Genomic DNA, 21,871 nt, shown 5'->3' with positions numbered 1-21,871 from the left:
AGTTTTTTTGATGCAGGTCATGAGATACGGGCATCTCGGCCAAGGGCCAGCATTGCCGGGCCGGGCATCCCATTGGTCATTGAAGCCCGGACAGAACTTCGGCAAGCTCGGTTTTTTCTCGTCGAGTCCTCTATGCACGCCGATGATGATGGTCCGTCGCAAACCCAGGCCACGGGCGACACGGTCATGCGTTACCACCTGCGCTGGAAGCACCGGGATCTTGATGGTGTGATCGCGCTTTATCACCCGGACATTCAGTACAACGACTTTTTCCAGAACCGCGTGATGGGGCTGGATGCGTTGCGCGACTACGTGCGCGACAGTATGCCCCGGGATCCGGATGAGGTGCTGGAGCACTCGGACCGTATTCGACTGGATGGCAACACGGCGTTCATTCAATACCGCATCACCCTTCGCGGCGGTGAAGGGCTGGTGTCGTTTCGGACCAGCGAGGCGATCACCGTGCGTGACGGGCTGATCTGGCGGGTCAATGAATACGCCACCCTTGTACATGAACAAACATCCGGCAAAGCCGCCCGCAACCTGCGCCCGGCGGTCAGTCGGCTCGGGTTGTCACCGCGACAGCTGAGCTTCATGGCCGAAGACTTGCAGCAGTATTTCCAGGGACAGCAGCCGTACCTGGATCCCGAACTCGACCTGCAACGGGTGGCGAAGGAGTGCGGTTACAGCCGCAATCAGATTTCCTACCTGTTGAACCAGGTGCTCGGTCAAAGCTTCTACCGTTACGTCAATCAGGCGCGGTTGCAGCATTTGCTCGCGGCACTGGACAGTGCCACTCCACCACTGCGTATCGATGAGCTGGCCTTTGCCGCAGGCTTCAATTCGCTGTCGGCGTTTTACAGCTGTTTCCGCCAGCACACCGGTCTGTCGCCCAAGGCTTACGCCAAACAAATTTCTTTGCGTGCACGCGCGCAAGACGGCCCCTGAGCCCACGCACTAGGATCGACGCCATCGAAGTATTGAGCGGCGGAGTCTTGCATGGCAGCGTGGCGAACGATCAGTTTGTGGATGGATCAACTCGACGAGCCGATGCTGGCGCGCCCGGCGCTGGAACAGGACCTGGACGTCGACGTGGCCATCATTGGCGCCGGGTACACCGGGCTCTGGACGGCGTACTACCTCAAACGCCTGGCGCCGGGACTGAACATCGCCATCGTCGAAGCCCAAACCGCGGGGTTTGGTGCGTCGGGCCGTAACGGCGGCTGGTTGATGGGCAATCTGCTGGGTGAAGACCGCTTGCTCGCCGGACTACCGGCGGAACAACGTCGCGCCTCTTTCGATCTGTTGCACAGGATCCCTGATGAAGTAGAGATCGTCCTCGAACGAGAAGGCATTGACTGCGATTACCGCAAGGGCGGGGCGCTTTACTGTGCGGCGCGTTACCCGGAGCAGGAAGCCAGCCTGCGTGATTATCTGGACGCGCTCTACCGCCAAGGGCTGACCGAGGCCGACTACCGCTGGCTCAACACCGAGCAATTGGCGCAACAGATCAGAATTGCCAAACCTTATGGCGGTATCTATGCACCGCACGTGGCGACCATTCACCCGGCAAAGTTGGTGCGAGGTCTGGCACGGACGGTGGAGCGCATGGGGGTCAAAATTTATGAAAACAGCCCGGTCACCCAATGGCAGTCGGGCAGTTTGCGCACCGCCCGCGCGCAGGTTCGCAACCGCTGGATCGTGCCGGCGGTAGAAGGTTACGCAGTCACGTTGCCGCCGCTGGGTCGTTATCAATTGCCCGTGCAGAGTTTACTGGTGGCGACCGAACCGCTGTCCGCCGCGACCTGGGACGACATCGGTCTCAGCCATGGTCAGGCGTTCAGCGAAAGCAGCCGCCAGGTCACCTACGGCCAGCGCACGGCCGACAACCGTCTGGTGTTTGGCGCCCGTGGCGGCTATCAGTTTGCCGGCAAGTTGCGCCATGACTTCGAGCTGAGCGCCAGCGAAGTGCAGTTGCGACGCTACCTGTTCGGTGAACTCTTCCCACAGCTCAAGAACGTGCGAATCACCCACGCCTGGGGAGGCAACCTGGGGATGTCCCGGCGCTTCAAGCCGCACATGCTCTGCGATCAGGCCAGCGGCATCGCCTTGTCGGGCGGTTATGGCGGAGAAGGCGTGGGTGCCAGCAACCTCGGCGGGCGGACGCTGGCCGATCTGATTCTTCGGCGCGATACCGAGTTGGTGCGCCAGCCGTGGGTGATTGCGGAGGGCGGTCTCGACGCGCTCAAGGCCTGGGAGCCGGAGCCCTGCCGCTGGCTGGGCTACAACGCAATCATCCGCAGCTTCGTTCACGAAGACCAGACCCTGGCCAATCCGTCCACCGCGCCCTGGCGTCGCAAACTGGCCGGCCGGGTCGCGGGGTTCATGGAAGGTTTCATGCGCTGAACGGCGATGCACTGATGTTGCCAGCCAACAGCCTCGGCATCTGGGACATCCAGGAAACCGTGCGCAAGACCTACGTTTTGATTTTTTGATCTCTGATTGCCTGCCAGTTCTCCAATAAAAAGAAAACAACCCATACAGGAATCGACCCATGATCCGAAAGACACTGACGCTTGCTCCACTTGCGCTCGTCGCGACGCTCAGTCAGGCCGCCGAGACCGTGAAAATCTACAACTGGTCGGACTACATCGCCCCGGACACCACAAAAAACTTCCAGAAAGAAACCGGTATCGCCTTCAGTTACGACGTCTTCGACAGCAACGAAACCCTGGATGGCAAATTGATGACCGGCACATCCGGGTATGACGTGGTATTCCCGTCCAACCACTTCATGGCCCGACAGATTGAGGGCGGGGCCCTGAAGAAACTCGACAAGAGCCAGCTGCCGAACTGGAAAAACCTCAACCCGGTGTTGCTCAAAACGTTACAAGCCAACGACCCGGGCAACGAGCATGGCTTCCCGTATTTATGGGGCAGCACCGGCATCGGCTACAACGTGGCCAAGGTCAAGGCTGTGCTGGGCGACAACGCGCCGGTGGATTCCTGGGACCTGATCTTCAAACCCGAGAACATGGCAAAACTGCAAAAGTGCGGCGTGGCGATCCTCGACAACGGGCCCGAACTGTTGCCGGCGGCGTTGAATTACCTGAGGCTGCCGCATCACAGCAAGAACCCCGAAGACTATAAAAAGGCCGAAGCGCTGCTGATGAAAGTCCGGCCCTATGTCAGCTATTTCCACTCGTCCAAATACACCAGCGACCTGGCCAACGGCGATATCTGCGTGGCCGTCGGCTTCTCTGGCGACATTCTCCAGGCGGAAAACCGCGCCAAGGAAGCCGGGAATGGTGTGGACATCGGCTATTCGATTCCCAAGGAAGGCGCGGCCATCTGGTTCGACATGGTCGCCATGCCCGCCAACGCCCCGGACGAGAAAGCCGGTTACGCGTTCATGAACTACCTGCTGCGTCCCGACGTCATGGCCGGCATCAGCAACTACGTGCACTACGCCAACGGCAACGAACAGGCCGACCACCTGATCGATCCGGCGATCAAGAACGACACCAAGGTGTATCCGAGCCCGGAAATGATGGGCAAATTGTTTGCCCTTGAGGCGATGCCGTTGAACATCGACCGGGTGCGGACGCGGGTGTGGAACAAGATCAGGACCGGTAGCTGATCGGTCTGCCTGCAACACCTCTCGAGTAGCGATGGCAAAAGGCGCGTGCGGTATTACCCGACGCGCCAGTCTGTCATTTGCTGGCGTCCAGCACGACGCGGTAACGCGCCTTGCCACTGCGTAGGTGATCAATCGCGTCGTTGATCCGGCTCATGGGAAAGTGTTCGACCTGCGGCAAGATCTGATGCCGGGCGCAGAACTCAAGCATGGTTGCTGTGTTACTGGGCGAGCCAACCGGCGAGGCGGACACACTCTTTTGTTGGGGCAGGAGGTTGAATACGTGCACTGGAATAGCGCCAGGCACGACGCCGACAAAGTGCAGGCGACCCTTGCCGCGCAGCGTGCCGAGCATGGCCGGCCAGTCGAGGTCGGCGTTGGCGGTGACCAGGAGAAAATCCAGGGTGCCGGCAATGGATTTCAGCGCGTTGCTGTCGGTAGAGGCGAGCACGTTGTGCGCGCCCAGGCGCCTGGCTTCGTCCTGCTTGCTCAACGACGAGGTAAAGGCCGTGACCTCGCAGCCCCAGGCGTTGAGAAAGCGCAGTGCCAGATGACCGAGGCCGCCGATTCCCACGACACCGACCCGGTCAGTGGGCTTGACGTCGAATTCCACGAGCGGGTTGAACACCGTCGAGCCTGCGCAGAACAGCGGTCCGGCCATGGCCGGGTCAAGTCCGTCCGGTATCGCAAGCGCCCAGGCCCAGTGCGAACGCAGGCGATCGGCGAAGCCTCCATTGCTGCCAACGATGGTGGGTTGGACTGTGCTGCACAGATTGTGGGAGCCTCCGATGCACGAGGAGCAATGCATGCAACTGCCCTTGTACCAACCAATGCCCACCCGTTGCCCCACTTCGAGACCGCGTACCTGTGCGCCCACTCGCACGATACTGCCGACTACTTCGTGGCCAGGGATAAACGGGTAGTGGCTCAGGCCCCATTCGTTATCGATCATCGACTGGTCGGAGTGGCAGACGCCGCAATACTCCACGGCGACTTCCACCTCCTCGGCGCCCAATGGACCGGGGTCGTAGCTATAGCGCTCCAGCGGCGCGCCTGCCGATGTTGCGGCCCAGCCGGTAAAAGTTGTGAGTTCGGTACTGTTGCTCATGGGATACCTCCAGATCAGGAGACAGGGACTTTGGCCGTTCGGATGCGGTGGCCTGGCAAGCCAGAGCGTAATCAGTCTAGCAGGCCGCAATCACGAGCATGGTCTGAGGGCGGTGCCGGGATTAACGGGTCGTCGGAGCCCTGTCGTTGTCCACTGCGGCAACTAACTGGACGTTTAATTTGATTGATGTCAATACACTGGCACTGATACTAAGAAGTCCAAAAAAAGAGAGCCAATCAACAAAAAAACAACTTACCAATATTTAATATTTAAATATGAAATTGTCGGACAATCCGGCTGAAACCCTGTACTAAGAACAATCTTTCGACAGCACAAGCAATGTTTGCTGGAGTTCTATGAAACAGTTCAATTTGACGTCAAAAAAAATGTAGACGTTTGATTTCGAATTGTGTCAGTTTTCATACGCCTTCATTGGGCGAGTGATAGGACGATCTCGCCAGAGATTGTCGTATCGGACAAAAACTGTTCCATTGCTAAACAAGGAAGTGTGTTTATGTCGAAAGTAAAAGACAACGCTATTGATCTTGCCGAACAGGCCTTTGCACCATTGGCTGCCGCCAGTTCTGCCTACAACCAGATCGATAGTTTCAGCCATCAGTATGATCGGGGTGGCAATCTCACGGTCAATGGCAAACCCTCCTTCTCCGTCGACCAGGCCGCTACCCAGCTGCTGCGTGACGGCGCTGCTTACCAGGACAAGGACGGCAGTGGCAAAATCGAACTTACCTACACGTTCCTGACCTCGGCCTCGTCGAGCACCATGAACAAGCACGGCATTACCGGGTTCAGCCAGTTCAATACGCAACAGAAAGCCCAGGCCGTGCTCGCCATGCAATCCTGGGCCGACGTGGCCAACGTCACCTTCACCGAGAAGTCCTCCGGTGGTGACGGTCACATGACCTTCGGCAACTACAGCGGTGGTCAGGATGGCGCAGCGGCATTCGCTTATCTGCCTGGCACGGGCGCCGGTTATGACGGCACTTCGTGGTACCTGACCAACAGCAGCTATACGCCGAACAAGACGCCGGACCTGAACAACTACGGCCGTCAGACCCTGACCCACGAAATCGGTCATACCCTGGGGCTGGCCCACCCTGGCGATTACAACGCCGGTGAAGGTGCGCCGACCTACAATGACGCGACTTACGGGCAAGACACCCGCGGTTATAGCGTCATGAGTTACTGGAGTGAAAGCAATACCGATCAGAACTTCAGCAAGGGCGGTGTGGAAGCGTATTCTTCCGGCCCGCTGATGGACGATATCGCGGCCATCCAGAAGCTCTACGGTGCCAACACCACCACCCGTACCGGTGACACCACCTACGGCTTCAACTCCAACGCCGGTCGCGACTTCTTGAGCGCATCTTCCTCGTCGGACAAAGTCGTGTTTTCGGTGTGGGATGCGGGCGGCAAGGACACCCTGGATTTCTCCGGCTTTACCCAAAACCAGAAGATCAACCTCAATGAAGCCTCGTTCTCCGACGTTGGCGGCCTGGTGGGCAACGTGTCCATCGCCAAAGGCGTCACGATCGAGAACGCGATTGGCGGCTCGGGTAGCGACCTGTTGATCGGTAACAGTGTGTCCAACGAACTGAAGGGCGGTGCCGGCAACGACATCCTCTTCGGCGCGGGCGGTGCAGACAAACTGTGGGGCGGCTCGGGTTCGGACACCTTCGTGTTCGCGGCCAGCAGCGATTCCAAGCCAGGTGCGGTCGACCAGATCCTCGATTTCGTCAGCGGCCTGGACAAGATCGACCTGACCGGCATCACCAAAGGCGCGGGCCTGCATTTCGTGAACTCGTTCACCGGTGCGGCAGGCGATGCAGTGTTGACCACTTCGGGCGGCAACAGCCTGTTGTCGGTGGACTTCTCCGGGCACGGCGTGGCTGATTTCCTGGTCAGCACCGTTGGCCAGGCGGCGTTCTCGGACATCGTGGCCTGATTCAAGGCATAAAGGAGGGCGGCGCTTTACGCGTCGTTCTCTGCCCCGATCCAGAGTAAAACGCCCTATGACCCAGAACGCTTTTACCTGCAAAACAACCGCGTGGCTGTTAGCGACGCTGATGATGTTTCTTGGAGAAGTAGCCATGGCAAGCAGTCTGAAATTAGCCGATCCGTCGGAGCTCGCCGGCAAATGGCAAGCCATTTTGAATACCGCGCAAGACTCGCCCGAGTCCCAGGCGCTGCAGGACAAACCGTCGAATGTCTGCACGATAGAGCTTAAATCGGACCAGACCCTGGGTGAGGGGGCCGATTGCTTCAGTGCCTGGCTGAACAAATCGGCGATGGGCTGGTTCCCGGAGCCGGACGGCATTGCCGTGACCGGGGAAGAAGGCTCAAGAATTGTGTTTTTCAGCCGACAGCATGAGGGGCTTTATAAAAGCACCTTGAAGTCGGGGCTGATTATTACGCTTACGCGCGCAGCGCAATAAGCGAAAGGCGTCGGACCGACGACAGGTACTGAATATAAAGACCGTTGTTGCAGTTATAAGCAGCAGATCAATAACCAAGACTCTTTAAAGTCCACAAAGAGTTGTTATTAATCTGTCAGCAATAACCGGCAAAAGAATGTCTCGAGCCGCGTGCGGACAGTTAATTGGAACCTTGCCAAGTGAGGCGAGGCTTAATACCTCAGGAAAAACCAATGAAGATGGCGAAGAGCCCGGCCACCGCACCGTTATTCAAGGCACTGGGCGACTATAAGAGCATCTTGATCAGCGTCGGCTGCTTTACCGCATTGATCAACGTTCTGATGTTGGTCCCGTCGATTTATATGCTCCAGGTTTATGACCGGGTGCTGTCGTCGCAAAACGAAACCACACTGGCGATGTTGTCGCTGATGGTGGTCGGGTTCTTCGCCTTCATCGGGTTGCTGGAGACTGTGCGCAGTTTCATCGTCATCCGTATCGGCAGCCAACTGGAGCGCCGTTTCAACCTGCGGGTGTATCAGGCTGCTTTCGAGCGCAACCTGTTCAAGGGTGAGGGCAACGCCGGGCAATCCCTGGGCGACTTGACCCATATTCGCCAGTTTGTCACCGGTCCGGCGCTGTTTGCCTTCTTCGATGCGCCATGGTTTCCGGTCTATCTGTTTGTGATTTTCCTGTTTAACGTCTGGCTCGGCGTATTGGCCACCGCAGGGGCGGTGCTGCTGATCGGGCTGGCCTGCCTCAACGAGGCCATGACCAAAAAGCCTTTGGGCGAAGCGGCAGGGTTTTCCCAGAAATCCAGCCAACTGGCCACCAGTCATCTGCATAACGCCGAAACCATTCAAGCCATGGGCATGCTTGGTGCATTGCGCAAGCGCTGGTTCGGGGTGCACTCGCGTTTTCTCGGCTTGCAGAATCAGGCCAGCGATACCGGCGCGGTCATCAGTTCCTTGAGCAAAACCCTGCGCCTGTGCCTGCAATCCCTGGTCTTGGGGTTGGGCGCCTTGCTGGTGATCAAGGGCGACATGACCGCCGGGATGATGATCGCCGGCTCCATTTTGATGGGCCGGGTGCTGAGCCCCATCGATCAGTTGATTGCCGTGTGGAAACAGTGGAGCGGCGCTAAACTCGCGTACCGCCGCCTCGACGCCTTGCTGCAAGCCTTTCCTGCGAGTGACGAGGCCATGGCGCTGCCGGCGCCGAAAGGCCAGATCACGTTCGAGCAAGTCAGCGCCGGCCCGCCGGGGCAGCGGGCAGCGACCTTGCACATGGTCAATTTCAACCTCGGCGCCGGCGAAGTGCTGGGCGTGCTCGGGGCTTCCGGTTCCGGTAAATCGACTCTGGCACGGGTGCTGGTCGGCGTCTGGCCGACGCTGGGCGGCACGGTGCGCCTCGACGGCGCGGACATTCATCGCTGGAACCGCGACGACCTCGGCCCTTACATCGGCTATCTGCCCCAGGACATCGAATTGTTCAGCGGCAGCATCGCCGAAAACATCGCCCGATTCCGTGAGGCAGACCCGCAAAAAGTCGTCGAAGCCGCGCAACAGGCTGGCGTCCATGAATTGATTCTGCGCATGCCCCAGGGCTACGACACCGTGCTCGGCGAAGACGGCAGCGGTTTGTCCGGTGGCCAGAAGCAACGGGTGGCCCTGGCTCGTGCGTTGTACGGTCATCCGAGCCTGGTGGTACTGGATGAACCGAACTCCAACCTCGATACCGTCGGCGAAGCGGCACTGGCCGGCGCCATCGCACACATGAAGGCCCGGGGCACCAGCGTGATTCTGGTCACCCATCGTTCTTCGGCCCTGGCCCAGGCCGACAAGTTGCTGGTGCTCAACGAAGGTCGCTTGCAAGCCTTCGGCCCAAGCCAGGACGTGCTCAAGGCGCTTGCCGGCAACCCGTCGGCTACCCAGGAACAATCACGTGAAAAAGCCGCGCAGGCACCGGGCGGGCTCAGCATGAGCCGGCAGTATCAGCCCACGACCAGGAATTCGGGTGTATGAGCAGCACACGCATGAACCACGACAGCGAAGCGACGATGGAACACGACTACATTGCCGAACGCCCTGAGCGCGACGCCCGTTTCTTCGCCCGCATGGGCTGGATTCTGGCGATTGTCGGCGCCGGCAGTTTTTTCACTTGGGCGAGCCTCGCGCCGCTCGATCAAGGCATCCCGGTGCAGGGCACCGTGGTGGTCTCGGGCAAGCGCAAAGCCGTGCAATCGATGAGCAACGGCGTGATCAGCCAGATTCTGGTGCGTGAAGGCCAAGTGGTGAAACAAGGCCAGCCACTGTTCCGCCTCGACCAGACCCAGGTCGCGGCCGACGTGCAATCGCTGCAAGCGCAATACCGCATGGCGTGGGCCAGCCTGGCGCGCTGGCAGAGTGAACGGGACAACCTCAAGCAGGTGAATTTCCCCGCTGAGCTGAGCAACGATCCCGACCCGCGCCTGGCGCTGGTGCTTGAAGGCCAACGGCAATTGTTCAGCAGCCGCCGCGAAGCGTTTTCCCGTGAACAAGGCGCTTTGCGCGCGAACATCGAAGGCGCCAGCGCGCAACTGGCCGGCATGCGCCGCGCGCGCACGGACCTGACAGCCCAGGCCAGTTCCCTGCAACAACAGTTGAGCAATCTGCAGCCCTTGGCAGACAACGGCTACATCCCGCGCAACCGCTTGATGGAGTACCAGCGTCAGCTGTCGCAAGTGCAGCAACAACTGGCAGAGAACACCGGCGAAAGCGGCCGGGTGGAGCAGGGCATCCTCGAGTCCCGACTGAAGCTGCAACAGCACAGTGAGGAATACCAGAAGGAAGTCCGCAGCCAACTGGCCGACGCGCAGCTCAAAAGCGTGACCCTGGAAGAGCAGCTGACTTCCGCCGGCTTCGACCTGCAACACAGCGAAATCGTCGCCACCGCCGATGGCATTGCGGTCAACCTTGGGGTTCATACCGAAGGCGCGGTAGTACGCCAGGGCGAAAACCTGCTGGAGATTGTCCCGCAAGGCACCAGCCTGGAAGTGGAGGGGCACTTGCCGATCAACTTGATCGACAAGGTCGGCACGCACTTGCCGGTGGACATTCTGTTCACCGCGTTCAACCAGAGTCGCACCCCGCGAGTGCCGGGCGAAGTCAGCCTGATCTCCGCCGACCAGATGGTCGATGAGAAAACCGGTGCGCCGTATTACGTGCTGCGCAGCAGCGTCAGCGATCAGGCGATGGAAAAACTCAACGGCCTGGTGATCAAGCCTGGCATGCCGGCAGAAATGTTCGTGCGCACCGGTGAGCGTTCACTCCTCAACTATCTGTTCAAACCGCTGCTCGACCGGGCAGGCTCCGCGTTGACCGAGGAATAAGGATGTTCGGTTGTATGAATAAGCTTTCCCTGCTCGCAGCGACCCTGGCGTTGCTGACGTGCAACAGCGCAATGGCCATGGGGCCGTTCGACATCTACGAGCAAGCGTTACGCAATGATCCGGTGTTCCTCGGTGCCATCAAGGAGCGCGATGCCGGCCTCGAAAACCGCGACATCGGCCGCGCCGGGCTGTTGCCGAGGCTGGGTTACAACTACAACAAGGGGCGTAACTCCTCCAAGGCCACCAATCTGAATGCCCGCGGTAACAGCCAGAGTGAAGATCGCAACTACAGCAGTTACGGCTCGACCCTGACCCTGCAACAGCCGTTGCTCGATTACGAGGCTTACGCTGCGTATCGCAAAGGCGTGGCGCAATCGCTGTTCGCCGATGAAAACTTCCGTGGCAAGAGCCAGGAACTGCTGGTTCGCGTGCTGGAGAATTACACCAAGGCGCTGTTCGCCCAGGACCAGATCGACATCGCGCGCGCGAAGAAAAAAGCCTTCGAGGAGCAGTTCCAGCAGAACGAGCAGATGTTCCGCCAAGGGGAAGGCACGCGCACCGACATCCTCGAAGCCGAGTCACGTTACGAGCTGGCGACCGCCGAGGAAATCGAGGCGCGGGACGAACAGGATGCGGCTCTGCGGGAACTGGGCGCCCTGGTGGGTGTAGCCGCCATCGACATTGGCGACCTGACGCCACTGGATCAGAACTTCCAGACCTTCACCCTGCAACCGGCCAACTACGACACCTGGCACGAGATGGCGGTGGCCAATAACCCGAACCTGGCTTCCCAGCGGCAGGCGGTGGAAGTGGCGCGCTATGAAGTCGAACGCAACCGCGCCGGGCACCTGCCGAAAGTCAGCGCCTACGCCTCGATGCGCCAGAACGAATCGGAAAGCGGCAACACCTACAACCAGCGCTACGACACCAACACCATCGGTATTGAAGTCAATGTGCCGCTGTACGCCGGTGGCGGCGTCTCGGCCTCGACCCGGCAGGCCAGCCGCAACATGGAACAGGCTGAGTACGAGCTGGACGGCAAGACCCGGGAAACCTTGATCCAGCTGCGCCGCCAGTTCAGCGCCTGCCTGTCGGGGGTCAACAAGCTGCGCGCTTATCAGAAGGCCCTGACCTCGGCCGAAGCGCTGGTGGTCTCGACCAAACAAAGCATTCTGGGTGGTGAACGGGTCAACCTCGACGCATTGAATGCCGAACAACAACTATTTACCACCCGCCGGGATCTGGCGCAGGCACGCTACGACTATCTGATGGCCTGGACCAAGTTGCATTACTACGCCGGCACCTTGAACGAACAGGACTTGGCCAAGGTGGATGAGGCGTTCGGCCAGGGCGCGAGGGCACAGTAGCCGTTAGAAAACAGTGTGGCGAGGGAGCTTGCTCCCGCTGGGCTGCGAAGCAGACCCAATGGCGGTTGCTGCGCAACCGAACGGGAGCAAGCTCCCTCGCCACAGAATCACAGCAACACCTCGCCCCTGGGACCGGGGCCTAGAACTCTAAAAACGCCAAGAAAGCGAGATTTCATGCACATGGACGTACAGATCAAGCCGATGTCGGTCGGCACGCTGCTGCTCTTGATTTCATCAGCGCCGGGTTCGGCCCTGGCGCAGTACCTGGAAACCGGCACCCTCGGTGACCCGGCCAGTTGGCGTTCGGCGGAGTTCCAGCGCGATTGGGGCCTGGGGCGGATGCAGGCCGATCAAGCCTATGCCGCCGACATCACCGGCAAAGGCGTGAAAATCGGCGCGCTGGATTCCGGTTTCGATTCCAGCCATCCCGAATTCGCCGCCGACCGTTATCACGCCGTGACGGCCAGCGGCAGCTATGTCGATGGTTCAGCGTTCAATATCGACGGCACGCTCAACGCCCACAACGACTCCCACGGTACCCACGTCACCGGCACCATGGGCGCGTCCCGGGATGGCAGCGGCATGTACGGCGTGGCGTTCAACGCACAAATCTACGTCGGCAACACCAACAAGAACGACAGTTTCCTGTTCGGTCCCAACCCCGACCCGCGCTACTTCACAGCTGGACCTGAGCGGCAGCCTCGGTTGGCAGCACAACCTGAGCAACACCGATTCCGAAGAACACCTGGCGTTTGCCAGCGGTGGCGCACCGTTCGCGGTGCAGAGCTCGCCGCTGGTTCGTGATGCGGCGCTGGTGGGCGCCCATGCCAGCCTGGTCTTGAGTCGGGACATTCGGTTGAACCTCGATTACACCGGCCAACTGGCCAGCCGCGAGAAGAGCCATGGAGTAGGGCTGAGTCTCAATTGGCAGTTTTAGTAGTTCGCCTGTAGCAGCTGCCGAGCAGCGCGAGGCTGCGTTCGGCTGCGAAGCAGTCGTAAACCCTGAAAGCACGGCATACCTGACGGACCGCAGTGCCTGATTTTACGACGGCTGCGCCCGAATGCGGCCCACACCGAACGCAGCCTCGCGCTGCTCGGCAGCTGCTACAGATCGGGTTGATGCGTGGTGTATCAGCAGGACAAGACACGCCTTTGAAGGCCCAAGGATCTTTGCAACACAACTAAGGACGGTAGCTTGATGGATAACAAGTACAACAAACTTGCCTTGCTCTGTGCACTGGCAACCCTGGGCACCGCACACGCGGCACCCTACGTGGAAAACGGCAGGGGCGGTGACCCGAACAGTTGGAGCAGCGCGGAGTTCAACGCCGACTGGGGGCTGGGGGCGATCAACGCTCAGGATGCCTATGCGGCCGGTTACACCGGCAAAGGGGTGAAACTGGGGATCTTCGACCAGCCGGTCTACGCCTTGCACCCGGAGTTTTCCGGGGCCAACAAGGTAATAACCCTGGTCACCAGCGGCATCCGCGAGTACACCGATCCGTACATTCCGGTCAAAGCCGGGGACGCCTTTCTCTATGACGGTTCGCCTTCAGTAGGTTCCAACGGCAAACTCGGCGCCCACGGCACCCACGTTGGCGGGATCGCCGCGGGCAGTCGCGATGGCGGACCGATGCACGGCGTCGCCTTTGGCGCGCAAATCATCAGCGCTGACAACGGCGACCCAGGCCCGGAAGACGGCATCATCCGTGGCAACGACGGCGCGGTGTACAAGGCCGGCTGGGACGCCCTGATCGCCAGCGGCGCGCGGATCATCAACAACAGCTGGGGCATCGGCATCACCGACCGCTTCGACCTCGGAGGCCGGGACCCGGCATACCCGCACTTCACCGTGCAGGACGCGCAACTGCAATTCAACGAAATCCAGACCTTGCTCGGGACCAAACCCGGCGGTGCCTACGACGGCGCCATTGCGGCGGCCCGCAGCGGCATCGTCACGATCTTCGCCGCCGGCAACGATTACAACCTCAACAACCCGGACGCCATCGCCGGCCTCGGTTACTTCGTCCCCCAGATCGCGCCGAACTGGATGACCGTCGCCGCGTTGCAGAAGAACCCGGACATCAACAGCCCCGACCTCTACACCATCAGCACCTTCTCGTCGCGCTGCGGCTACACCGCGAGTTTCTGCGTGTCGGCACCGGGCAGCCGCATCTATAGCTCGATCATCAGTGGCACCAATGCCGATAACCTGACCACCGGCTACGCCAACTACAACGGCACCTCGATGGCGGCGCCGCACGTTGCCGGCTCGGTGGCAGTGTTGATGGAACGCTTCCCTTACATGACCGGCGCGCAAGTTGCCAGCGTGCTGCGCACCACCGCCACCGACCTCGGCGCACCCGGCGTCGACGCACTGTACGGCTGGGGCATGATCAACCTGCGCAAAGGCATCGATGGCCCGGCGATGTTCGTCACTGAGCAGGACATTCCCGAGGAGTTCCGCATCAACGGCGCCTACGGCTCCAGCCAGTTTGTCGCGGACTTGCCGGGTATCGGCGCGATCATCGATGCTGGCAAACCCACCGAGCGCGTGTGCAATGACGTGCATTGCGGGCTCGACTATTGGCGTAACGACATTTCCGGCCATGGCGGCCTGACCAAGCAGGGCATCGGCACGCTGGTGCTGACCGGCGCCAACACCTACACCGGCCCGACCCTGGTCAATCAGGGCCGATTGGCGATCAACGGTTCGCTGCTGTCGGCCGTCACCGTCAACAACAGCGGCATCCTTGGCGGTAACGGCAGCATCGCGGCACTGACCGCGAAAAGCGGCGGTACTGTAGCCCCCGGCAATTCCATCGGCACCTTGCAGGTGGCGAGCGACGTGACCTTCGAACCTGGTTCGACCTACGCCGTAGAACTGTCGCCCACCAGCAGCGACCGGATCATCGCCGGCGGCAAGGCGATCATTGACGGCGCAACGGTCAGCCTGTCGCTGGAAAACAGCCCGACGCTGCTGACCACCGGCGAGGCGAAAACCCTGCTCGGCAATCAGTACAACATCCTGCAAGCGGCCGGCGGAATCGAAGGGCGCTTCGGAGCAGTGCTGCCGGATTACCTGTTTATCGGTGGCACCCTCGACTACGCGGCCAACGGCATTCAACTGGCCGTTGAGCGTAATGCGACGTCCTTCACCAGCGTTGGCCAAACCCCGAACCAACGCGCCGTGGCCGCTGCCGCCGAGCAACTGGGCGCAGGCAATCCGCTGTACGAAACCCTGCTGCTGTCGCCGACCGCCGCTGTCGCGCAACAGGCGTTCCAGCAGCTGTCTGGCGAGATTCATCCGGCGATCGGCACGCTGCTGATCAACGACAGCCACTACCTGCGCGATGCCGTCGGCGAACGTTTGCGCGAGCATGATCTGTTCGACGCCGGCGCACCGACCGATGACCGCAGCAATGCCTGGCTCAAAGTGCTCGGCGCCTGGGGCAAGAGCGATGGCGGGCATGACAACGCCAGTTCTAACAGCTCCATTGGCGGGTTGCTGGCCGGTGTCGATGGCTTGATCACTGAAGATACGCGCTTGGGTTTCGTCACTGGTTACAGCGACAGCTCATTGAGCATGGGCGATGGCACGCACTCTTCAGCTTCGGTCGACAGCTATCACTTGGGCGCCTACCTGGGCCATGAGATCGACGCGCTGCGCCTGAGTGTCGGCGGCGCTTACAGCTGGCATCGCATCGACGTCAAACGCGACCTGCAATTCGGTGACGTCAGCGGCAAGCAGAAATCCAAACGCGATGCGACCACCGCACAACTGTTCACCGAAGCGGCCTATCGCCTGGACCTGCAACCGCTGGCACTGGAGCCGTTCGCCAACCTGGCCTACGTGCATTTGAACAGCGACAGCTTCAGCGAAAAAGGTGATGCCGCCGCACTCAAGGGCGGTGAAAACAACCGCGATGCGGTGCTCTCGACCCTCGGCCTGCGGGCGAGCAAAGCCATTGCGCTGTCCGACCAGCATCAGTTGGAACTGTCCGGCACGCTCGGCTGGCAGCACAACCTGAGCAGCACCCGTTCCGAAGACCACCTGGCCTTCGTCAACGGCAACACCGCGTTCAGCGTGCAAAGCGTGTCGATGGACCGCGATGCCGCGGTGGTCGGCGCCCGTGCCGGACTGGCGCTGGGCCGCGATACCCGTTTGAACCTGGATTACAACGGGCTGCTCGGCTCCCGGGAAAAAGACCACGGTGTGGGCCTGACCCTGGACTGGCAGTTCTGATTTGACGCAAAGGAAGCCACAACATGGGACTGTTTGATTACAAAAATGCCGGCAGTGCGGCCGGCAAGGCGTTGTACTCCGACGCGATCGCGCTGACGCTCTACGCGTACACGCCCACCGGCCAGCCACTGCCAGCGACCGCTTGGGCGCCGATTGGCGCGGCAGCCCTGGGCTATCAGGGCAAGGTGGGGCCTCAAGGCACCTTCTATGGCGAGAAGGACGGTTTCACCAGCGCCGAAGCCGAAATCCTCGGTAAATACGACGGGGCAGGGCAGCTGATCGGCCTCGGCATTGCGTTCCGTGGCACTGGCGGCCTGGGTTACAGCGACACCTTCGGTGACATGAAAAACAACCTGCTGGCCGCGGTCGGACCGGCGGATTACGCGAGCAACTACGCGAAAAACGCCTTCGATACCTTGCTCAAAAGCGTCGCCGCGTTTGCCATCGCCCACGGCCTGAGCGCAACGGACGTGCTGGTCAGCGGGCACAGTCTCGGTGGGCTGGGGGTCAACAGCCTGGCGGAGTTGAGCGGCAATAACTGGGGTGGTTTCTTCAAGGACGCCAACTACATCGCCTTTGCCTCGCCGACCCAAAGCGCCACCGGCAACAACGTGCTGAACATCGGTTACGAGAACGACCCGGTGTTTCGCGTGCTCGACGGCACCACTTTCAGCAGTGGCTCGCTGGGCAAGCACGACGGTCATCAGGATTCGGCGACCAACAACATCGTCAACTTCAATGACCAGTACGCGTCCACCGCGCAGAACCTGGTGCCGTTCAGCATCCTCAACCCGCTGAACTGGTCGGCCCACGGCTCGTTGGGCTATGCCGACGGTTTGAACCGGGTGATCGACTCGCGCTTCTACGACCTCACCGACAAGGACTCGACGCTGATCGTGTCCAACCTGTCGGAGTCGTCCCGAGGCACCACCTGGGTCGAAGACCTGGGCCGCAGCGGCGAGCCCCACACCGGCAGCACGTTCATCATCGGCACCGACAGTAATGACTGGCTCAAGGGCGGCGCCGGCAATGACTTCATCGAAGGTCGAGACGGTAACGACCGGTTCCGCGATGACGGCGGCTACAACCTGCTGCTGGGCGGCAAGGGCAGCAACACCTTCGAGCTGCAGAAGCCGTTGCAGAACTTCAGCTTTGCCCATGACGGCGACGGCACCCTGTATGTGCGCGACGCCTACGGCGGCATCAGCATGACCCGCGACATCGGCGCGCTGGTGAGCAAGGAATCGGGCTCGTGGTGGGGCAGCAAGGAGGTGACCTACAACGTCACCGCCAATGGCTTGCTCAATGGCACGGAACTGACCCACTACAACCATTCGCTCAACGGCGATGCCTTCAGCAACACGCTGGTGGCCAGCGTCGACGGTGACTGGCTGTTCGGCAATGCCGGCGACGACCTGCTGCGCAGCGATAAAAGCCATGTGACCTTCGTCGGCGGCACGGGCAATGACGTGATGCATGCCTCGGGCGGCGGCAACACCTTTTTGTTCAGCGGCGCCTTCGGTTTCGACGCGATCAATGGCTACCAGGGCAGCGACAAACTGGTGTTCATCGGCGTCCAGGGCGCGGGGCAGGGCTATGACTACACCCAGCACGCTTCACAGGCCGGCAACGACACGGTGCTGAAGATTGGCGATTACGCCGTGACGCTGGTGGGGGTGGGACTGGATAACCTGTCGGCTTCGGGAATTACGTTTGCGTAAAGGCGGCATGCACTAGAGGCTCCGGGGCGCCTCGTGATCGAGGCGTCCTGGCTGTGAGCTATCTCTGACAATTCCAACAAAGAGAGAGGCAATAGCAATGGGTGTGTATGACTACAAGAACTTCGGCGCAGCAGACTCCAAGGCGTTGTTCAGCGACGCCATGGCGATCATGCTGTATTCCTATCACAACCTCGACAACGGTTTCGCCACCGGTTACCAGCAAAACGGTTTCGGCCTGGGCTTGCCGGCCACCCTCGTGACCGCGCTGATCGGCGGCACCGACTCCCAGGGCGTCATTCCCGGCATTCCCTGGAACCCCGATTCGGAAAAGGCCGCGCTCGACGCCGTGCAAAAGGCCGGCTGGACCCCGATCACCGCCGCGCAACTGGGCTATGACGGCAAGACCGACGCTCGCGGAACCTTCTTCGGCGAGAAGGCCGGTTACACCAGTGCGCAAGTGGAGATCCTCGGCAAGTACGACGCCCGGGGCCATCTCACGGAAATCGGCATCGCTTTTCGCGGCACCAGCGGCCCACGGGAAATCCAGATCGGCGATTCCATCGGCGATGTGATCAACGATCTGCTGGCGGCGTTGGGTCCCAAGGATTACGCGAAAAACTATGCGGGCGAAGCCTTCGGCAATTTGCTCGGCAAAGTCGCGGCGTTTGCCCAGGCCAATGGCCTTGCGGGCAAGGACGTGCTGGTCAGCGGCCACAGCCTCGGCGGGTTGGCGGTCAACAGCCTGGCGGACTTGAGCAGCGAAAAATGGTCCGGGTTCTATCAGGATTCCAACTACATCGCCTACGCCTCACCGACCCAAAGCAGCAGCGACAAAGTGCTGAACATCGGTTATGAAAACGACCCGGTGTTCCGCGCGCTCGATGGCTCGTCGTTCAACCTGGCTTCGGTGGGCGTGCACGACGCTCCCAAGGATTCAGCGACCGATAACATCGTCAGCTTCAACGACCATTACGCCTCGACGGCGTGGAATGTGTTGCCGTATTCCATCACCAACATCGCCACCTGGATTTCACACTTGCCCACCGGTTACGGCGACGGCATGACCCGGGTGCTGGAGTCGAAGTTCTACGACCTGACCAGCAAAGACTCGACGATCATCGTCGCCAACCTCTCGGACCCGGCGCGAGCCAACACCTGGGTCCAGGACTTGAACCGCAACGCCGAAACCCACAAAGGCAGCACCTTCATCATCGGCAGCGACGGCAATGACCTGATCCAGGGCGGCAAGGGCAACGACTACATCGAAGGCCGCGACGGTAACGACACCTTCCGCGACAGTGGTGGCTACAACATCCTGTTGGGCGGCAAGGGCAGCAACGTGCTGGACCTGCAGCAGTCGGTGAAGAATTTCGTCTTCGCCAATGACGGTGTCGGCAACCTGTACGTGCGCGACGCCAATGGCGGCATCAGCATCACCCGCGACATCGGCAGCATTGTCACCAAGGAACCGGGGTTGCTCTGGGGCCTGTTCAAGGATGATGTGACCCACAGCGTCACCGCCAATGGCCTCACCGTCGGCAGCAACCTGACCCAGTACGCCTCGAGCGTGAAGGGCACCACCGGCACCGACACCCTCAAGGCCCATGCAACGGGCGACTGGTTGTTTGGCCTGGACGGCAACGACCACTTGATCGGCAGCGCCGGCAACGATGTGTTTGTCGGCGGGGCGGGTAATGACCTGATCGAGTCGGGCGGCGGGATTGATACTTTCCTGTTCAGCGGCGCGTTTGGCCAGGACCGGGTGGTGGGCTACCAGGCCAACGACAAACTGGTGTTCCTCGGGGTTCAGGGCGTTGCGCCAAACGACGACTTCCGCGCCCATGCCACGGCGGTGGGGCAGGATACGTTGCTGACGTTTGGCAGTGATTCGGTGACCCTGGTAGGCGTTGGGCTGGACAGTTTGTCCAGCAGCGGCATTGTGATCGCCTGAGGGTAATGGGGCGCCGGTAAGGGCCTCTTCGCAAGCAAGCTTCGCTCCTACATTGGAATCCATTTCCCCTGTAGGAGCGAGGCTTGCCCGCGAAGAACGATAACGCGGTAATCCTGCCTGTCCCCGTGACTCACTGGCCACTCCCGGACTCCAATACCTGCCTCAACAGCAACTGGCCCTAAAGCATCAGCCCATCCACGCGTTATCCTTATGACGCCGGTGCTGCATGCCGCCATTGAGTACAGGAGATTTTGCAACGTGAGTAACAGCAAGAGGTACACCTTCGGTCTGGCGCTGGCCTTGTTATCGGCAGCCGCCGCCGCAGAACTGCCTCAGAGCTCGATTCTGACCCGTTACGGGGTCACCTCCGATCAACTGCCCAAACCGGCAGCCACCGAAACCGCCAAGCCCGTCGAAGAAAAAAGCCGCTTCCAGCTCCAGCCGGAACAGCCCTGGGTGACGTTGCGCCTGGGCGACGGCAAACAACCAGAGAAGACTGGCAATATCAGCATCGACCGTTCGATGCAGCAGGAACTGGAACGCTGCCAGCACATGCAGGAACAACTGATCCGGCGTGGCGGGCAATACATTTCCTGCGATAACAGTATTCCGGGCACCCACTAAACCTATTAATGCCGGACAATTAAGCCGTAATGCGATCTGTAGCAGCTGTCGAGCTTGCGAGGCTGCGTTCGGCTGCGAAGCAGTCGTGAATCCGGCTAACGCGGTCTGCCTGATGCACCGCAATGTCTGGTTTTACGACTGCTCTGCAGCCGAACGCAGCCTCGCAAGCTCGACAGCTGCTACGGCGAACGCACAAAGAGTGCGTTGCGGCTGAACTGACCGGCATTAGCCCCTGAGCGCCCGTTACTGCATCGGCGTTCAATAACCCTGCACGCGATCGATCTCGCCGAGCATCGGCTCCCCCCGTTGATGCCGGCGGATGTTCTCCAGCAACACCCCGAACGCGCTTTCCGGCTGGGTCATCGCGGCGATATGCGGTGTCAGCAGAATCTGCGGGTGGTGCCAGAACGGATGATCTACCGGTGCCGGTTCCTGTTGCAGCACATCAAGGACTGCGCCGCTCAAGTGCCCGCTGTCCAGCGCTTCCAGCAGATCCTCTTCGATCAAATGCCCACCACGGCCCATGTTGATCAGCGCCGCGCCCTTGGGCAGTTGCTCAAACAGGTTGCGATCAAGAATGCCCTGGGTCTGTTCGGTCAGCGGCAACACACACAACAGAATGTCGCACTGGCTGAGGAACGCCGACAGTTGCGCGTTGCCGGCATAGCAATCGACCCCCGGAATGTGATGGGCACTGCGCGCCCAGCCAGACAAGGCAAAGCCCAGCGGTTGCAAGGTCGCCAGAATCTGCTGCGCCTGGGCACCGAGCCCCATGACCCCGACCCGACGTTTGGCCGCCGGTTGCAGCAAGTGCGCCTGCCAGCAGCGGGCCATTTGTTGCTGGCGGTAGCGCAGCATGTCGCGGTGCAGGCTGAGTACGGCAAAAGTCGCGTATTCGCACATGCCACGGGTGATGCCCGGATCCAGCAGACGAACCACCGGCAAGCTCGCCGGCAAGCGACCGAGGTCGAGTTGATCGACGCCGGCGGACAAGGCAAACAGCACTTGCAGATTCGGCAGCACAACGTCGAGATCGTCAGGTGCCTGCCACGCGGCCAGGTATTGAATGTCCTTCGGGTCGCCGATGTCCGGCCAGGCGCGCCATTCGATATCCGGGGCGTGTTCGGCAAACAGCGCTTGCCACTGTTTGCCGCGCACAGGGTCAGCTTTATACAGCAGGGCCATGGGCATTTCCTGAAAGGTGAAGGGGCTGCCCATCATCGCGCAATACCAGCGCAGGATCTGTCGAAAGCAGCGGCTTTAACGGGTTGTGTGATCTTGTATCGACCCGGCATCGGCAGATTCGGCGGGCTGAAGGAATCTGCCGTTTGGCGGGGTGAAAACAGTCGATCCGAATTTCTCAGGGGGCAAGTTCGGCGTAGTTCGTTTCGCGCAAGCCTTAACCTGAACACCATCGC

General features: G+C 60.6%; 15 protein-coding genes and 2 pseudogenes. 15 read left to right on the top strand and 2 right to left on the bottom strand.

The window, feature by feature from the left end; translation table 11 throughout:
- Window positions 1-132: 132 nt before the first annotated feature.
- The 4 genes and pseudogenes from PGR6_RS14870 to PGR6_RS14860 all read left to right on the top strand — a co-directional run bounded on the left by PGR6_RS14870 (window position 133) and on the right by PGR6_RS14860 (window position 3,640).
- Window positions 133-948, top strand: coding sequence for a helix-turn-helix transcriptional regulator (locus tag PGR6_RS14870; RefSeq protein ID WP_064618023.1), 816 nt, complete (start codon window positions 133-135; stop codon window positions 946-948).
- A gap of 51 nt (window positions 949-999) precedes the next feature.
- Window positions 1,000-2,406 (top strand): NAD(P)/FAD-dependent oxidoreductase, encoded by a 1,407-nt coding sequence (locus tag PGR6_RS14865; protein ID WP_064618021.1) that lies wholly within the window; start codon window positions 1,000-1,002, stop codon window positions 2,404-2,406.
- 2 nt (window positions 2,407-2,408) lie between these two features.
- Window positions 2,409-2,495, top strand: a pseudogene (locus PGR6_RS29410) (cupin domain-containing protein); the annotation flags it as partial.
- Window positions 2,496-2,554: 59 nt separating this feature from the next.
- Entirely contained in the window at window positions 2,555-3,640 is a 1,086-nt protein-coding gene (locus PGR6_RS14860; RefSeq protein WP_064618019.1) for a polyamine ABC transporter substrate-binding protein, read from the top strand.
- A 73-nt stretch (window positions 3,641-3,713) separates the two neighbouring features.
- Here the strand turns inward: PGR6_RS14860 and ahr are convergent, their stop codons facing one another.
- Complete coding sequence (ahr, locus tag PGR6_RS14855) at window positions 3,714-4,745, bottom strand: NADPH-dependent aldehyde reductase Ahr (RefSeq protein ID WP_064618017.1); 1,032 nt, start codon at window positions 4,743-4,745, stop codon at window positions 3,714-3,716.
- A gap of 514 nt (window positions 4,746-5,259) precedes the next feature.
- Between ahr and PGR6_RS14850 the strand changes: the two genes are divergently transcribed.
- The 11 genes and pseudogenes from PGR6_RS14850 (at window position 5,260) to PGR6_RS14805 (ending at window position 20,453) form a co-directional block, all read left to right on the top strand.
- Window positions 5,260-6,708 (top strand): serralysin family metalloprotease, encoded by a 1,449-nt coding sequence (locus tag PGR6_RS14850; RefSeq protein ID WP_018926004.1) that lies wholly within the window; start codon window positions 5,260-5,262, stop codon window positions 6,706-6,708.
- Window positions 6,709-6,775: 67 nt separating this feature from the next.
- The gene (locus PGR6_RS14845) at window positions 6,776-7,198 is read left to right on the top strand and encodes an AprI/Inh family metalloprotease inhibitor (protein ID WP_018926003.1); all 423 of its coding nucleotides are present in this window, start codon (window positions 6,776-6,778) and stop codon (window positions 7,196-7,198) included.
- A gap of 212 nt (window positions 7,199-7,410) precedes the next feature.
- On the top strand, window positions 7,411-9,198 hold the full coding sequence (locus tag PGR6_RS14840) for a type I secretion system permease/ATPase (protein ID WP_064618015.1): 1,788 nt from the start codon (window positions 7,411-7,413) through the stop codon (window positions 9,196-9,198).
- Entirely contained in the window at window positions 9,195-10,544 is a 1,350-nt protein-coding gene (locus tag PGR6_RS14835) for an HlyD family type I secretion periplasmic adaptor subunit (protein WP_064618013.1), read from the top strand. Before PGR6_RS14840 ends, PGR6_RS14835 begins: the two co-directional genes overlap by 4 nt.
- Before the next feature lie 2 nt (window positions 10,545-10,546).
- Window positions 10,547-11,911: a TolC family outer membrane protein gene (locus PGR6_RS14830; protein WP_064618012.1), complete on the top strand. Its 1,365-nt coding sequence runs from the start codon at window positions 10,547-10,549 to the stop codon at window positions 11,909-11,911.
- 180 nt (window positions 11,912-12,091) lie between these two features.
- A pseudogene (locus PGR6_RS14825) lies at window positions 12,092-12,595 on the top strand (S8 family serine peptidase); the annotation flags it as partial.
- Window positions 12,483-12,848 (top strand): autotransporter domain-containing protein, encoded by a 366-nt coding sequence (locus PGR6_RS29960; protein ID WP_156523292.1) that lies wholly within the window; start codon window positions 12,483-12,485, stop codon window positions 12,846-12,848. The pseudogene PGR6_RS14825 and the gene PGR6_RS29960, both read left to right, overlap by 113 nt.
- Window positions 12,849-13,109: 261 nt before the next feature.
- A complete protein-coding gene (locus PGR6_RS14820) occupies window positions 13,110-16,157 on the top strand; it encodes an autotransporter serine protease (RefSeq protein ID WP_064618009.1) in 3,048 nt (1,015 codons plus the stop codon).
- 23 nt (window positions 16,158-16,180) lie between these two features.
- A complete protein-coding gene (locus PGR6_RS14815) occupies window positions 16,181-17,878 on the top strand; it encodes a polyurethane esterase (RefSeq protein WP_064618007.1) in 1,698 nt (565 codons plus the stop codon).
- Between the two features lie 97 nt (window positions 17,879-17,975).
- On the top strand, window positions 17,976-19,829 hold the full coding sequence (locus PGR6_RS14810) for a polyurethane esterase (protein ID WP_064618005.1): 1,854 nt from the start codon (window positions 17,976-17,978) through the stop codon (window positions 19,827-19,829).
- A gap of 258 nt (window positions 19,830-20,087) precedes the next feature.
- Window positions 20,088-20,453, top strand: a complete 366-nt coding sequence (locus tag PGR6_RS14805) for a hypothetical protein (RefSeq protein ID WP_064618003.1) — start codon at window positions 20,088-20,090, stop codon at window positions 20,451-20,453.
- 258 nt (window positions 20,454-20,711) lie between these two features.
- Here PGR6_RS14805 and PGR6_RS14800 read toward each other — a convergent pair whose 3' ends face one another.
- Window positions 20,712-21,638: a 2-hydroxyacid dehydrogenase gene (locus tag PGR6_RS14800; protein WP_064621280.1), complete on the bottom strand. Its 927-nt coding sequence runs from the start codon at window positions 21,636-21,638 to the stop codon at window positions 20,712-20,714.
- Window positions 21,639-21,871 lie beyond the last annotated feature (233 nt).

Origin of the sequence: Pseudomonas sp. GR 6-02 (genome assembly GCF_001655615.1) — a bacterium.
Taxonomy (GTDB): Bacteria; Pseudomonadota; Gammaproteobacteria; order Pseudomonadales; family Pseudomonadaceae; genus Aquipseudomonas.
This window is presented reverse-complemented; position numbering and strand designations above follow the sequence as displayed.